9 protein-coding genes are annotated in these 14,707 nt (G+C 62.3%); 2 read left to right on the forward strand and 7 right to left on the reverse strand.

Annotated features, from left to right (window positions below):
- Window positions 1–38 precede the first annotated feature (38 nt).
- Window positions 39–2,426: an ATP-binding protein gene (locus GYH29_RS21710; protein ID WP_161524386.1), complete on the forward strand. Its 2,388-nt coding sequence runs from the start codon at window positions 39–41 to the stop codon at window positions 2,424–2,426.
- A gap of 138 nt (window positions 2,427–2,564) precedes the next feature.
- On the opposite strand, the gene GYH29_RS21715 is transcribed toward GYH29_RS21710, so the two are convergent.
- The 7 genes from GYH29_RS21715 to GYH29_RS21745 form a co-directional block, all read right to left on the reverse strand.
- On the reverse strand, window positions 2,565–3,236 hold the full coding sequence (locus GYH29_RS21715; RefSeq protein WP_043589615.1) for a hypothetical protein: 672 nt from the start codon (window positions 3,234–3,236) through the stop codon (window positions 2,565–2,567).
- A 62-nt stretch (window positions 3,237–3,298) separates the two neighbouring features.
- Window positions 3,299–8,041, reverse strand: coding sequence for a hypothetical protein (locus GYH29_RS21720; RefSeq protein WP_161524387.1), 4,743 nt, complete (start codon window positions 8,039–8,041; stop codon window positions 3,299–3,301).
- 6 nt (window positions 8,042–8,047) lie between these two features.
- Window positions 8,048–10,534 (reverse strand): TcfC E-set like domain-containing protein, encoded by a 2,487-nt coding sequence (locus tag GYH29_RS21725; RefSeq protein ID WP_161524388.1) that lies wholly within the window; start codon window positions 10,532–10,534, stop codon window positions 8,048–8,050.
- A 73-nt stretch (window positions 10,535–10,607) separates the two neighbouring features.
- Entirely contained in the window at window positions 10,608–11,303 is a 696-nt protein-coding gene (locus tag GYH29_RS21730; RefSeq protein WP_161524389.1) for an EcpB family pilus assembly chaperone, read from the reverse strand.
- A gap of 63 nt (window positions 11,304–11,366) precedes the next feature.
- The gene (locus GYH29_RS21735) at window positions 11,367–12,071 is read right to left on the reverse strand and encodes a hypothetical protein (protein WP_157222022.1); all 705 of its coding nucleotides are present in this window, start codon (window positions 12,069–12,071) and stop codon (window positions 11,367–11,369) included.
- A 390-nt stretch (window positions 12,072–12,461) separates the two neighbouring features.
- Window positions 12,462–12,986: a hypothetical protein gene (locus tag GYH29_RS21740; RefSeq protein WP_043589603.1), complete on the reverse strand. Its 525-nt coding sequence runs from the start codon at window positions 12,984–12,986 to the stop codon at window positions 12,462–12,464.
- Between the two features lie 356 nt (window positions 12,987–13,342).
- Window positions 13,343–13,939, reverse strand: coding sequence for an HD domain-containing protein (locus GYH29_RS21745; RefSeq protein WP_019102092.1), 597 nt, complete (start codon window positions 13,937–13,939; stop codon window positions 13,343–13,345).
- A 472-nt stretch (window positions 13,940–14,411) separates the two neighbouring features.
- On the opposite strand from GYH29_RS21745, the gene GYH29_RS21750 reads away from it, so the two are divergent.
- Window positions 14,412–14,615 (forward strand): cold-shock protein, encoded by a 204-nt coding sequence (locus tag GYH29_RS21750; RefSeq protein ID WP_019102093.1) that lies wholly within the window; start codon window positions 14,412–14,414, stop codon window positions 14,613–14,615.
- Window positions 14,616–14,707: the final 92 nt, after the last annotated feature.

Consider the following 14,707-nt stretch of genomic DNA (forward strand, 5'->3'; position numbering starts at 1 on the left):
TTATCGCCATGCCTCTGCGCCATGTCATTAATACTACGATGTATGCCATAGCCTGGTCGGCGCTGCTTATTTTCTGCTTGTGCGCGTCCAGCGTGACCAGCCGGGCGGAATCTCCGCCCTATACCGCGGAAGAAACCGCCTGGATCAAACAGCACCCCACCATATACTATTCCATCGACCCTTACTGGCCATTGGAATATATTGAAAACGGCAGCCACAAGGGACTGAGTTGCGCCTATTTGAAAGCCATTGCCAAAAAAAGCGGCCTGCGGTTTCAGTTAGTCGCGGCGAAAAATACTCAGGACATGATAGGCAAATTGAAAAGCGGCCAGATCTATCTGGCCACCATGGGCGCGGCGCAACTGATTCCCAAGGAATACGGCATCCCGTTGCTGAATAGCCAACCCTATGCCTCCACCGCCACCATCATCATCACCAAGGCCGGCGCCGAGGGCTTGTTCAATCCATCCCAATTAGAGCGCAAGACCGTCGCGGTCAAGGGAGGGGGCGGCTACGAACAGTATCTGCGCGCGCACTATCCGTATTTGAAGTTAGTGCTGATCAACGACCCCGTGGCGGCTTTGAAAGCCGTCGCCGACGGCAAGGTGTTCGCCGCCATCGGCGCGGAAATCGTCTTTCGCCCAGTGCTGCAAGGACGCTTCCCCAAAACGCTGCAAATCTCCGGCACCATGCCGGAAATGTTCACAGGCCTGAACATCAAAGTGGCGCAGCAATACCCGGAGCTGCGCTCCATCATCGACAAATCCCTGTTGCAACTGAGTCCATCCGAAACCGACGAGATCTTTGACGACTGGGTCGCCGACATCGACTTCGGCAAACCGTCCATGCACCAGATCAGCCGCTACTACCTGACGGAAATCCTGCTGGTGCTCTGCGTGCTGTCGGTGATGGTTTTCCTGTTCACGCAGGCCCGCTGGGCCAAGCGCCGGGCCGTGGCCAGCGAAGAAGCGAAATCGAAATTCATCGCCATGATGAGCCACGAAATCAGGACGCCGATGAACGCCATCCTCGCCGCTATCGAACTCTTGCAGCAAACCCGGCAAAGCAAGCAGCAACAGGAACTCGCCGCATTGGCCAGTTCCTCCGCCCTCAACCTGCTGGAACTGCTGGACGATGTGCTGGACACCGCCAAGCTGGAGGCGCGGCACTTGGCGCTGGAAAAACTGCCCACCGATCTGCTGGAGCTGGCCAGAGGGATCAGCGACAGCCAGCGCCTGAGCGCCAGCCGCAAAGGGCTGGCACTAACCCTGGCGGCGGACGGGCTGGACAACCGCCTGTTGATTCTGGATCCGATGCGCATGCGTCAGATCATGACCAATCTGCTCTCCAACGCCATCAAATTCACCGATCGCGGCGAGGTGGCGCTCTTGATGCAGTTCAATCCGCAAAGCGCGAAATCCGGCAAGCTCCTGGTCACCGTGCGCGATACCGGCGTCGGCATCGCCAAGGCGCAGCAGGAAAAACTCTTCCGCGCCTATAGCCAGGCGGAGCGCTCCACCAGCCGTCGCTACGGCGGCAGCGGCCTGGGCCTGAGCATCTGCAAACAGCTGATCGAACTGATGGGCGGCAGTATTCTGCTGGAAAGCGCCGAGGGCAAGGGCACCGCTGTCAGCTTTGTCCTGCATGTCGATATTGCGGAGCCAGCCGCCGCCGACCCGCCGCCCCCCCCACCCCGTTCCGCGCCCGACGCCTTGCCGCCTCATCGGCTGCTAGTGGTGGAGGACATGGAGATGAATCAGCAGGCCATCCGTCGGCAGCTCGCGCAACTGGGCTGCGTCGCCATCATCGCGGAAGACGGCCAGACCGCCTTGCAACGGCTGCGACAAGGCGAAACCTTCGCGATGATCCTGATGGACTGTAATCTGCCCGGCATCGACGGCTACGAAACCGCCAGGCGGATCCGGCAATTGGAGTCCGAACGAGACCTGCCCTTCACCCCCATCATCGCCGTCTCCGCGATCAGCGATCTGGCGCATAAGAACCGCTGCATCGCCAGCGGCATGGACGGCATGCTGTCCAAGCCGCTCAGCCTGCGGGATCTTGAGGACATTTTACGTCTGTGGTTAAGGACGGAAGACTTCTCGCCGACACCGCTGGCCTTGCCCGGTTCAGCGCTGGACCTTGCCCGGCTGTACAGTCAGAGCGCGCAGCGGGATTTGCTCCAGTTCCGGCAAGCCGTCGCCGATCAACTGCCCGAAATCATGCTCCACCACGTGCACCGGCTCAAGGGCGGCGCGTTGACGGTGGGCGCGGAGCCTTTGACGCGGCTGGCCGCCCGGATGGAGCAAACGCTGCAAGCGGAAGGCGAACGTCCTAGCGAGGAAGCCTTGCTGACCTGGCTTCAGGAGTTTGAGATGGCCTTGGCGCAGTGGCGGCGGGATGAAGCGCCAGAGGACGGCGCTTAGAACCTGTTCATAGTCTGCTGCGCGGCGGCGATACGGCCTTGAAACCGGCTTCGAAATGCTCATGTACCACCTGTACATTTCGCTTGCTCAGCTGCTTTAGCCTTGTCCAGCCCGTGCTCGCGAGATCGTAAACAGGTTCTAGCCGCTCTTGCCGCCGCACTGATCCAACACCACCCGAATCTCGTCGCCCAGGCCCACCCGCACCAGCGAGCGTCCCGTCAGCGGCGCCAGCCGCGCCGCGCTCCCCGGCGTCTGTATCTTGGTGCTGCCGGTTTTGCCGCCGCAGGCTTCATCCTGCAACAGCCAGAAGGCCGCGTTGCCGGTATTGCGCAGCACGCCGCCCTCCAGATGGAAATCCAGATAGGCCGCGCGCGGCCGGACAATCAACACGCTTCCCAACGAGACCGGGTAATCCGTCCATGCCCCGGCTCCGCGCACGTTCCGCGCGGCGGCGGCCGTCGCCTCCTCCTCCACAAGCAAGCGGTAGTAGCGTTCCCGCGTCTCCATCGCCGCGCCGCGATAGCGCAGCTTGATCGCGCCGCTGGCCCCGGCCCGCAGCGTCAGCCTCGCCGGAGCCACGGCCACTGTGGCCGCGCCGACATCCTCCGCCGCGCCGGAGCTAGACTCCAGGCCGGCGAGAGGCCGCAAGCTGACGCGATAGTCGTGCGGCTGACGAGAATCGTTTTTCAGCTCAACCCGCATTTCGCTCTTATCGGCATCCAGCTCAAGCAAGGGAGCCATCTGCAAAGACCAGGCCGGCAGCGCCGGCAACGCGCACAGCAGCGCCAACAAGGTCTTGCCTCTACTCATAGCCATCTTCGTTTCCTTCCGTCGGAGCGCGGGGCCGTGACGGCCCTGCGCTCCTCCTCTGCTTATTTGGCCAGCTCCAGGCCCATCTCCACCCGCACCGTGCCCGCGCCCAACGCGCGGCCATACCATGGGGCGCCCAGGATTGTCTGCAGCGACGCCGGATCGTCCAACTGAAACCACACACTGAACGGCAGCTTCCGTTTCTCCAGCCCCAAGGCGGAATCGCTGCCGTCGTCCAGCCAGGCGGCGGCGCCCAGATCATGGCTTACCGTGCCGGAACAATTGTCCGGCTCGCGCCGGCCGCCGCCGGCGGCGTCGAACGTGACCCAGGCCGGAAACAGCACCCCTTGCCGCTCATCGGCCTGCAGCGCGAAGCGGCACATTCCTTCCCGCTGGCCGGAGCCGTGCCTGCTGTCCAACGACAAACGCGCCTTGACCGCGCCCAGGCTGCGCTGGCTCAAATACCGCCGCGCCGCGCCGCGTTCCAACGTGCCCGACGGCGGCAAATTGGCCATTTGCGCGCGGATCAGGTAATCCAGCCGGATACGCCCGTCCGGCGCGCCCACCCAGCCGCTGCCCCGATTCGAACCCTCGCTGGCCGGCAGCACCGAAACGCTGGGCTTGGGCTGATAGATCCGGCCAGTGGCGTACTTGGCCCCGGCCGGAGGCGAAGCGCCCGGCTTGTCTTCACTCAAGGCCGCGCCCAGTTCGAGCGCGCGCGTGGCGCGGTCGCCATCGTCAAAGCTACGCGTCGGCACCTCCACCATGATGGTTTCGCTGCCCTGCGGCAGAGTGACCGCGCCCCAATCGCCGGTATTCAAGCCCGACGACAGCACGCGCTCCCCGTCTGTCACCGTCACCCGGCCGCCCTCGTAACCATCGTCCTGCGCTTGGCCATCCTGCGGCCGGGTCCGCAGCCACAAAGTCAGCGCCTGGGGCGCCGGCGCGTTCAAACGCAGCCGGTAGCGCAGCGGCGCGCCAACCGTCACATCGCCGTCGGACGCCAGCGACTCCAGCCGCCAGGCCGGCACAATCGCGAAATCCTTGTTCAGGGTCTTATCCCCCTCCAGGCTGGCCGCGATGCGGTAGCCATCGCGGCCGCCGCTCACCGACTTGGCCTTGACGCCCAGCGCCAACGCCACCTGGTCGCCCTTGGCCGGCCGGAAAGTAAATACGCAATCCTTGTCGCAGCGCGGCGGAATCTGCGCTCCCGAGACTTGCAGCGTCGGCTGCTCCAAACCCCAGGCCGCGCCTTGGCCAGCCACGGTAACGGTCAGGTTCCGCTCGCCCAGCGATACGCCTTCGGTGAAAATTTTGTATTCCAGCGCCTCCCCTACCCGGCCTTCGTCCGGGCCATCGATGGATACCAGCTTCAAATCCTTCTCCACTGCATTGACCGAGGCATAAGACCAGCCGGAATAGTTGTATTCGCAGGAAACGGTTTTAAGACCGGTATAACCCCCAGTCTTGGTCCAGAGTTTGAACCTCACCGGAAACTGATATTGGCTGGGCTGGATTTCCAGCGTTTGACGCCACTTCAAGGGCAGCATGCCGATGTATTGGCCCCTGTTATCCCTCAGCTCCACGGATGCAGGGTCGCCAAACAGACCGCTGGCAAGATTCAGATCGCACTCCAAGGTGTGGTCATGCCCAGACACCGCGGGGCCATCAATGATATCGACCGCGAATTCCACCTCGGTCTCCAAAGCCGTGCTCACCATATCCGGACTGACGCTGACATGCTTGATCCTCGCCGCGTCATACTCAAACCAGCGGAACCATTGCGGTGCCGCGTGACCGTTGAAGGTCACGCCAACGTCCTTGGTGCCGGGGCCATGATCGATGGTGCAGCTCGAATTGCCGAAGCAGGCATGCTTGAACTCGAAGGTCAGCGCCTGGGTGCCCACCGGCAGTTTCAGCGTCTCCAGCAAGGAGATGTCTTGCTCGCCAAGGATGGCCGGCGAAAACTTCACATGCGCTTGTTTCCCCAATACCGAATCGCTCACCTGGCCAAACACGATTTCATCCGGCCCGCCCGCCACCACCTGCTCGTTCAGCACCAAATTGATGGAGGCCGGTAGCTCCTTCATCACCCCTTCGTGGCGAGTGCCGAAGACGAAGCTCACCTGCCCGCCCGCCTCAAGCGGCTTGGGCGCGTCCAGCGGCAACGCCAGGACATCATCGCGCTCCCCGGAATAAAACACAGCCTCCATCCCCTGCGCCTGGCGGCCGCGGATGGACGGCGGCCAAAACAGCTCCACCGTCTTGGCGCCGGCAAACTGCGCCAGCTCCACGCTATCTCCCAGCCTATGCCAAGGCTGCGCGCCCACCCGGAAACGCGCCTGGGGCAGCGCCTGCGAGCTGCGGACGCTGAAGCGGACGCCGCCGCCGCTCTTGGCCTGGGACTCGCCCTCCACCGAGCGCAGCGCGCACACCCGCCCATCAACGCCGTCCACCGTTTCCCGGCGACAAGCGGCTAGCGGCGGGCCCAGCCGCAGCATCGCGCTTTTCTCCGCCATCGCCTGAACCGTCGCCGGCTGACCGCGGCGCTCCGCCTCCAGCGTCAACAGCTGCCGGCCGCCCAGGGGCTGTCGCAGCCACTCGGCAAAGGCGCGGTCATTGAACACAGGATGGATCTGCCCCGCTTGCCGCTGTGCGCGGCCGACGCTGACCCGCCCCTGGCGGTCTGCTAAACCGGCGACGAAAGCCATCGGCAGCGCCTGCCGGGCTTGCAGCTCGCCGCCATGCGCGGCGCCGGCCTCGGCTTCCACATACCAGGTGACGGCGCGCTGGCCCGCCCGCGGCCGCCGCGCGCCGTACAGGCTTTGCCCTTGCTCGGCTTGCAAGGTGGTGATGTAGTGCTGCTGGCTAGGCTGATCCTCTATCGTCAGCAGCTTGAGCGCGGCAATCTTGGATTGCGGCGCCGGCAGAGAGCTTGCCGTCAAGTTCAGCGCAAAGCGGTCGCCCTGATGCTGGCGGCCATTGGAATAGAAATAAGCGTCCACCAGCGTGGACAAAGACTGCCCGGCCGCAAGCGCCGACGGCCCGCGCGGCAAGCCGTCCACGGCCGGCAGAAACAACTCCAACTCGCGGGCTCCGCTGATCTCGGAGACGGCCACGCTCTCGCCCAAGCGATGCCACTCCCGACCCACGCGAAAACGGCTTGCCGGCAACGGGCGCTTGGCGCGAACCAACAGGCGGATGTCGCCGCTCGCCCGGATTCCCGCCGTCATCCGGCGCAACACGCAGCGCTGGCCGGCCACGCCGTCCACCGTGTCCGGCCGGCACGCCTGCCCCTCCGGCGCGGCAAGCGTCAGCCTGGCCTGCTGGCTGGCGTTCAATTGATAGCTCACTGCGTCCCCGCCGCTGCGCAAGCCCTCCACCGTCAAGCGCTGCTGCCCGCCCATAGGCTGACGCAGCAAAGCGGCGAACGCGGCTTCGCTGAACACCGGGTTGAGATAGGGAGCGGCGGCGCCGAGGCCGGCCCGCACCTGGCCCTGAGCATCGGCAAAGCCGGCGAAACCGCCGGCGGGGCTGGCATGCCCCATCTGTTGCAGCGCGAACAAGGGCGGCCTACTGCCGCTTTCCAGATACCAGGCGGCGGCGCGGCTACCGTCTTGCGGATGGCGCTCGCCGTAAATGACTTGGTCCTGGCTGCCGCTGACGGTGGTCACGTACTGGCGGCCGCTGGGCTGATCGTCGATCAACAACAGGCCCAGCCGCGAATAACGCCGCTGAACTTGCGGCCTGCCGCCGCCCATCGCGGGCAATTGCAGATTAAAGCGATCGCCGTTGAACAAGCGCGAACGCGAGTAAAAGCCCGCCTCAATCAAGCTATCCAGGCGGATCTTGGGATGGGCGGCGATAAAGGACTGCAACTGCTCCGCCGCTGGCGGCACAAAGAACACCTCCACCGCCTTGGCGTGGGCGAAAGCGGCGATGGGCACGCTATCGTTGATATGACGCCATTCGCCGCCCACCCGGAAACGGGCCTTGGGCGTCGCCAACATCTTGGCGCGCACGGTGAACATCAAATCGCCGCCGCTGTTGGCATTGCTTTGGCCGGAAATGGAGCGCAACACGCACAGCTTGCCGGCCGCGCCCTCCACCGTGGCGTCGCGACAGCTATTGGCCGGAGCGGGGTTGAGAATCAGATGGGCGCGCTTGCTCACCTGAGTGACGAAGCGACGCTCGCCGCCGCCCGCCAGCGTTTCCACAAAAGACAACTCGCGCGACGCGCCGGGCGCCGCCTTGGCGATGGTGTCGAAAGCCAATTCGCTCAGCACCGGGTTGACTTGGCGGCCTTGCGTCGGCTTGAAACCGTCGCCGCTCAGGCCAACGGCCGCGCCGCGCGCGTCCGCCATGCCGCGAAACGCTTGCAGCGGCTGCAATTGGCTGATGTCCCGGACCTGAGCGTCCGGCTTGTGGGTGTACCAGACGGCCACTTTCTTAGCGCCGCCGCGCGGCGCGCGCGCGCCGAAAATAGCCTGGGCCTGGCTGCCGGGCAGGACCCCGCCGCTGCTGCCCAAGGTGCTCAGGTACTGGGTGCCGGCCAGCCGGTCTTCAATCAGGATCAGATCCTGCTGGCTGCGCCACTCCTGCCGGGCCGGCGCAGGGACCGGCCGCGCCGGAATCTGCTCCGGCCGCATGCCGGGCGCGGGCAAGGGCACGGCTTGCAAAGCGCCAGCCTGCGCCGTCTGCGCCAGCCCCGCGCCAATGCCGGCCATCAATATCAGAGTTGAGATCCAGTATTTCATTTCAGTCCGTCTGTCCTGCTGGGATAGGGTGATGAGGTGATTGCGCATGCCGGTTCAGCCTTCGTCTTCGCGCAGCGGCGCATAGACCCGGCCCGCGTCCCGGCCATAGACGATCTTGCCCAGCCAGGCCGTGGCGCCGGCGTCCTTCAAATCCAGATTGACCCGCAAACGCTCCTCGGCTTCCGGCTCGACGCTGACCTCCGGATAGCGTTGGTCCACGTCGATGGCGAAGTTGCCCTGCTCGTCGGTCTGGGCCTGGCCAATGTGGTTGCGCACCATCACGTGGCGCAGCGGCGCGCCGTCGGCGCGGGTCAATTGGCCAAACACCGTCACCATCGGTTTCACCTTGGGCGTCACTCGCACCACATTGCCCGGGTAAAGCGTGTACTCGCGGTCGGTATCGGACACCTCGTAGCTGGCCTTGCCGCTTTCCGCGTCGCGCACGTAAAAGTGATACGTGTTGTACGCCGGCACCGCGATCAGGTTGCGGCCCTGGCGCAAGCTGTAGGCCTGCTCGTTCAACACCGCCTCCAGCGCGCCGTCCGGGGTCTCGGGCACATCGACGACGACGCCGGCCTCCTCCTGCCCGCCGCCGGCGGCAAGCACGCCGCCGCCCCAGGCCAGGCCGCCCTGTAGATTGACGCTGGCGCTGCGGCTGTCCTGATCCACATCCGCCGACACATTGCCCTGGCCGTAGCGGCCGTTGAAACCGACATAAGCGCCGTAGCTGGAAGACTGGCCGCCCGCGCCCTCGCGGCTGATGCTGGCATTAACGCCCGCATCGTCGATCACGCTGTTTTCAAACGATTTGCTGGCCGACAGGTCCAGGGTGTCGCCGCCGTCCCGGTGCGACATGCCCACGCTGACATTGCCGTCGATGGCGAGGTTGAAGGTCAGCATCGCGTAATACTGCTGATCGGCAGCCTTGCCGTTGAGATTGCGGCTAGCGCCCAGCTGCAACTGGGCGCCGCCCCATTTGCCGTTGTACACCTGCCGCGAATAATCGGCGCGCATGTATTGGTAGCCGCTGCCCCGGTCCCGGTCATAGCTGAGATTGAGCGAGCCGGCGTCGACATTCCAGCCGCGCAAATTGAAATTAGCCCCCAGCGAATCGTAATCGCGGGCGTAGAAATTCAAGCGCCGGCCCTTCGCGCCGCGCTCTCCGGTCAGCCACACGCTGCCAACGCCATGAGGCAAAGCCAGATTGAGCGTGCCCACCCGCCGCCGGGTGCCGTCGCTAGCCAACAGGTTTTGCAGGCTGGCGCGGACGGCGTCGGACAACTGCCAGGAAGCGAACCCCTCCTCCACCGTGGTCTTGTCGTTTTGGTACAGCGTCAGATTCCAGTCCACCTCATGCCAGAGCGCGCCCACCGACAAGCCGAACAAGGGCCGGTACGCACCGCCCTCGTCCGCTGCGCCCTGATCGCCGTAGCGGGACATCGCCTCGCCGGCGCCGCCCCACAGCTGCCAGTTCAAACCGTCGCGCAAGCTGGAGCCGCCCACCGGCTTATTGATGCGGTACACGCGGCGGCTCTGCACCTGACCGGCCACCAGCACCTCGACCTCCACATCGTAAACGCCGGCCTGCAAGGCCGAAGTGTCCAGCCGGTGATTGCCCATGCCCAGCCGCTGCGTGCTCAACAAGCGGCCCTCGCGCTTGACCCGCACCTCGCCGGTGGCCGGCAAATAGACATCAATGGGATTCAAGGACTGGCTGGCGTCCAGCTTCAGAGTCTGGCTGACGTTGCCGTAGGAAAAACCGTACATCCGGCTGCCGTTCAGCGTGGACACATTGCCCAGGCTCTGCAGATTCCAGCCGTCCACCATGCCCAGCGCCAGCCGTTTGCCGTCGATATCGCGCTCATACATGATGCGATCCAGCGTTACGGACTGATCCGCCGCGGCATCGTCCAGATAAGCGGAGCCCATCACATTGACATGGTCTACGCCCAAGGAAGTGGTGTTGTCGAAGGTGAGATAGCCTGAGGAATGCCCACGGCCCTGATTACGCGAGCTATAGCCGTTGAACGCGTACTTCAGCACGCTGGACAGCCCTCCCGACGACGGCGCTTGCAACGTCGATTCCCGCAGATGGGCACTATCGGCGGCGAAACCGTCCGGATCGAGAAACAAATCCACCCGCATCGCCATCATGTCCAATTGCAGACGCTCAGTGGCGTCCAGGCTCAACGCCCCGTCCGGCCCAAACGCCCGCCCCGCCGCCTCCTTCAACGCCCGCACCGCGGACGGGCTCAACACGCTTTTGTTATTGGCCAGCAGCGGATTGATCTTCTCCAGCCGCATCGACCCATCGGCCTGCAATCTCACCGTCAGCGTCGCCGAAACCACGCCCTCGTCCGAGGCATGCAGCGCCGAGCGCGCCACCAGCGGCATGGACACGCCTTGCCGCAACATGTCCTTGATCTCCGCCGACAAGGCAAGCTTGTTTAACTGCACTTGCTGCGCCAGCGGCCGCCGCTCGGCATCCGCCACAGCGGCCAGCGCCGTCTCCGCCAACAGCAGCGCACTTAAAAAAACCATCCCGTTTTTCAGACCGCTGCGCCGCGCGCGCCTCATTCCGCGCCACCCAAACGCCTGGCCCCCATCGTCGCCGTCATGCCTTGCCATGCGCCGCGTCTTTTTCCGCGTCAAAGAACTTCCCATCCCGTTGCAACATCACCTTGTCCTGGTCCTGGCTGCTGTCTATCGTCTTGAAATTCACCGCATAGCCCGGCCCAATCCAGTAACGCTCCTTGCATACCTCGCCCAGCCGTTTGTCCTTGCACGGCCCATAGGCAATCGCTTGAAACGACACATTGCCCTGGTTTTCCAAATGGCCGCGCCGATAGGCGTAAGCGAAACGCGGCCGCTTTGGCAGCACCAACAAATTGGTCCTGATGCCCGTCAAAAACTCGACATCGCCGCTTTTTTCGGAATCCGCGCCCTCGTCCGCCAAACCCAGCAAGGCGCTTTTCCAAGTCACCTTGTAATAGCGCTCCCGCTCATCCTTGAGGCCGTTGTAAATGAAGCGCACCGCCTGATCCTGCCCCGCCGCCAGCAATACCCGCGCCGGGGTGAATTGCAGGCTGGCCCCGTCAGCCTTCACCTCGCGCGCGCCCTCATACGGCGAATCCACCTGCGTCACGCTCACCGACAACAAAGACGCCCGCTGCTCGGTGTTTCTGACATGGATGCTGACTTCCGCTTTATTGGACGGAATCGCCGAGGTCATATCGGAAACCTGAATCGCCCCGGCCCACGCCGGCAGCAACAAACCAAGCAAAACGTGAAATCTCAACCACCATGACATCAATAAAATTCCTCAAAATAAAAAGGGAGCTAGGCTCCCTTTTCTTGGCGCGGCGATTAAAAATCAGCGCGCGGTAACTTCACCATTTCCGTCTTCTACTTTTAGCGTTTTCTGCCAAGAGGCATCCAGAATCAGATCGAATTTGCCGACATACTGACCATCGCTGAGTTTCGAAGCCTCGGTCACGATGGCGCCATTGGCATCCTTGCCGCCGGCAAACTCCGCCTTCAACTGCGAAGTGCCTTTATTCTCACCGGCCAGGGCGGCGACTTTCGCAAACTCGCCAAATCCGGACAAACCGTTCAAATCCTGCGGCTCCGCCGTCAGCTTTACCTGTTTGCCGGCATGGTCCGTCACGCTGAGATTGAAATCCATTTCACCGATAGAAGCGGTATGGCTCAGTTGATGCTGCACCGAAGAGGCTTTCACCTTGTAACCGCTGATGGTGTATTCATCCGAATTCAGCATGCGGATATCAAAATCCAGGTTTTTGGATTCAATGGTTTTGGAAATCGGGCTGTACACAAAATGCACATTCGGCTTTTTAGCCGTGATTTCGATAGCGTGGGAGCTATCCTTATCCGCGGTCACATCCCATTCGGCGGAAGCGCGGGTGGAACCGGGAATGGCGTCGGCGGCATGGGCGCCGACGCTGAATACCGCAGCCAGCAAAGCAGGCAGCACGACTTTATTCATAATTTCGCTTTCAATGACAATTCGGAAAATAAAAGCTGTAAATACAGTCAACAGCTGTATCTGGCCTGTCATTATCGAAAAGCCGCCGGTCAAACTCTATAAGAGCACTCTCAAAATACCCGGAGGGCTGGAACCTGAGAGCCTGTTCAAAGTCTCGCGAGCAAGGGCGAGACAAGGCAAAACACCGGAGAAAGCGAAATATAGAAGTGGAATATGAGCACTTCGAAGTGGCGCTCACCCTGCCGCGGCTCACAAAACACAGCAGGCCATAAACCGGTTACAACAGCCAGCCCACATGGGCCGGCTGCCCCTCCCCGGCTTAGAACCTATTTACGATCTGCTACGCGTCGGCGATACAGCGTTGAAAGCAAGCTCAAAATGCTCATGTACCCCTTGTACATTCCGCTTTTTCGCTCGTTTTCGCCTTGTCTCGCTCTAGCTCGCAAAATCGTAAACAGGTTCTTAACTCCTCTTCTTCTTGCGCCGCAACTTGCGCGGCAAGGCTTCCAACTCATCCAGGCTGAGATGGAGGCGGTTCACCGCCTCCACATGCCTCGGCAGGTCCACCTGCTCCACCCCCAGGTTCAACAACAACTCCAGATAGTTGAAGAAGCTCTTGCACATGCTGCGGCGGAGGCCGCGTTGGCTGAAATCCATATCGCTGGCGATGCGGAACAGCAGCCCGCGCGCCGAGTGCTGGCGGTTGAGCTTCAGCATCTGCGCCAGATGGGCAGCGTACTGGCGGCCCAAGGCGCAAGCTTCAAATTCATCCTTGGCCTCGGCCGGCTGCCAGTAATGCGGATAGGTGCGGCCTTTGATGCGGCGGATGAAGGGCAGGCTGAGGTCTTTGGCGTGGGGGCCGGCAAAGCGGTAACGGGAGCGCGGCCCTAGCGGCGGGAGTTGGGATGCGTCCTGATGGACGTCTTGGGTTTCAGTAGCGGACGGAGAAAGTTCGATGCCTAGCACCGGACGGACAAGCTTTACCATTTGCAACCTCCTGAGCAGAAGGGCCCGGCCGCAAAGCGGCAAGGCGGGCACATGACAAGAGTTGGTCTACCGGTGAATCACTGCGAAAGCCGGCGCGCCCATCAGGGCGCCACTTGCCACGGCCCGCCCGAATAGGCAAAGCAATGGCAACGGATGCGCTGTGGAGACAGCACATCCGCGGCAATGATTCATTATCAGGAGACCAATCCCGAGCGCCGCGATTGCTGCGGCGCGGGGGCTATTGTTGGGGAGCAGCGGGAGAGCGTCAAGCCGGCGGCATCCGGCCAGACCGGAATAGCCGCGCCTGGCGCATTGCGCGCGGGGGATTCAAACCATCGCTTGGGCTAGGAAGAGCGTTAAATCGGCTGTTCAGGCTGCTTCGCAAAATGCCGGCGCACCCACTGCTCGCACACCAACCAAAGCTGCGGCGCGCCTTTCTGGATCACCGGGCCGTAACGGGACAGCACCTGCTCCAGCGAAACATCGTTTTGCGTCCAAGTCCCGCCGCCGGTGAAAACATTGATCAGCAAAGGCTGGAAACGGTCCAGCGCCTTGGCGAAACAGGCGTCCGCGCTTTCCGCGCGCTCAAATTCCCGCCACAAAGCCAGCAGCTCAGCGCCCTGCTCCGGCGGCAGCAAGCCAAACAAACGCTCCGCCGCCCTCGCCTCCGCTTCCGCCTGCGCCCCAGGCGCGGCCTGGCCGTGGATGGGAAAATCGCCGGCGTCCACCTCCACCACATCGTGCAGCAGCAGCATCTTGATCACCCGCTCGGTGTTGACCGGGCCGCTGGCGTAGTCGCCCAGCAGCAAGGCGTACATCGCCAGATGCCAGGAATGCTCGGCCGAGTTCTCCCTGCGGCTCTGGTCCAGCAACGGCGATTGCCGCAACACCGACTTCAAGCGGTCTATCTCTCTCAGAAAATTCAGTTGCCGCTCCAAGGCCGATACTTGCATCGCTTATCCCACATTCAGATCTGTTTCGCCACGGAGGTGGATTATAGCCGCAGCCCGGGTCTTCGACCCTGCTCAGAGTCTCGCGTGCAAGGGCGAGACAAGGCGAAAACGAGCGGGGAAGCGGAATGCACGAGTGGTGCATGAGCATTTAACAAGACCCCTGATCCCGCCTTGCGCCTCCTTGCCGTACCACTGCCGCCGCCTGCGTCGGCGCGCCTTGGCTCGGGTTCTCCATGAGGTGTTATGAGCGGCTCTTATGGGCGTTTTTCCGGCAATCTTGCGGGAAATTTTAAAAACCACTATTGACAGCGGTGCAATTTTCCTTTAAAAATAACGGCGCAGGATTTTCAAGCGTCATATCTATCGATACCTCGTTGCCCATCAAGTTGGTCTTCTTTGTTTCCTTATCTATTCCTTGATTATCATGCCATACGATAATTTTATTGTCCTTAACTGACACATGGAGTGCATTATGGAAACTGGTACCGTTAAATTTTTCAATGACGCAAAAGGCTTTGGCTTTATCACCCCGGACAATGGCGGCGACGATCTGTTCGCTCACTTCTCCGAAATTCGCGCGGATGGCTTCAAGTCTCTGAGTGAAGGTCAAAAAGTAAGCTACACCCGTGCAATGGGCCAAAAAGGCCCGGCAGCAACCGCGATTCAGCCGCTCTAAGCATTAGCGCTGCAATGAAAAAGCCCCTCACGGGGCTTTTTGTATTTTAATGGCTCGGGGTTGCATAAATCCAAAGTGGCAGCAAACCCGCT

The organism is Chromobacterium haemolyticum, assembly GCF_009936155.1.
Taxonomy (GTDB): domain Bacteria; phylum Pseudomonadota; class Gammaproteobacteria; order Burkholderiales; family Chromobacteriaceae; genus Chromobacterium; species Chromobacterium haemolyticum.

Bases quoted from the DNA above. Each gene is read 5' to 3' on its own strand.
- GYH29_RS21740 (WP_043589603.1), bottom strand. From the start codon at position 12,986: ATGGTAAAGCTTGTCCGTCCGGTGCTAGGCATCGAACTTTCTCCGTCC.
- GYH29_RS21735 (WP_157222022.1), bottom strand. From the start codon at position 12,071: ATGACAGGCCAGATACAGCTGTTGACTGTATTTACAGCTTTTATTTTC.
- GYH29_RS21710 (WP_161524386.1), top strand. From the start codon at position 39: ATGTATGCCATAGCCTGGTCGGCGCTGCTTATTTTCTGCTTGTGCGCG.
- GYH29_RS21715 (WP_043589615.1), bottom strand. From the start codon at position 3,236: ATGAGTAGAGGCAAGACCTTGTTGGCGCTGCTGTGCGCGTTGCCGGCG.
- GYH29_RS21745 (WP_019102092.1), bottom strand. From the start codon at position 13,939: ATGCAAGTATCGGCCTTGGAGCGGCAACTGAATTTTCTGAGAGAGATA.
- GYH29_RS21730 (WP_161524389.1), bottom strand. From the start codon at position 11,303: ATGTCATGGTGGTTGAGATTTCACGTTTTGCTTGGTTTGTTGCTGCCG.
- GYH29_RS21725 (WP_161524388.1), bottom strand. From the start codon at position 10,534: ATGGTTTTTTTAAGTGCGCTGCTGTTGGCGGAGACGGCGCTGGCCGCT.
- GYH29_RS21750 (WP_019102093.1), top strand. From the start codon at position 14,412: ATGGAAACTGGTACCGTTAAATTTTTCAATGACGCAAAAGGCTTTGGC.
- GYH29_RS21720 (WP_161524387.1), bottom strand. From the start codon at position 8,041: ATGCGCAATCACCTCATCACCCTATCCCAGCAGGACAGACGGACTGAA.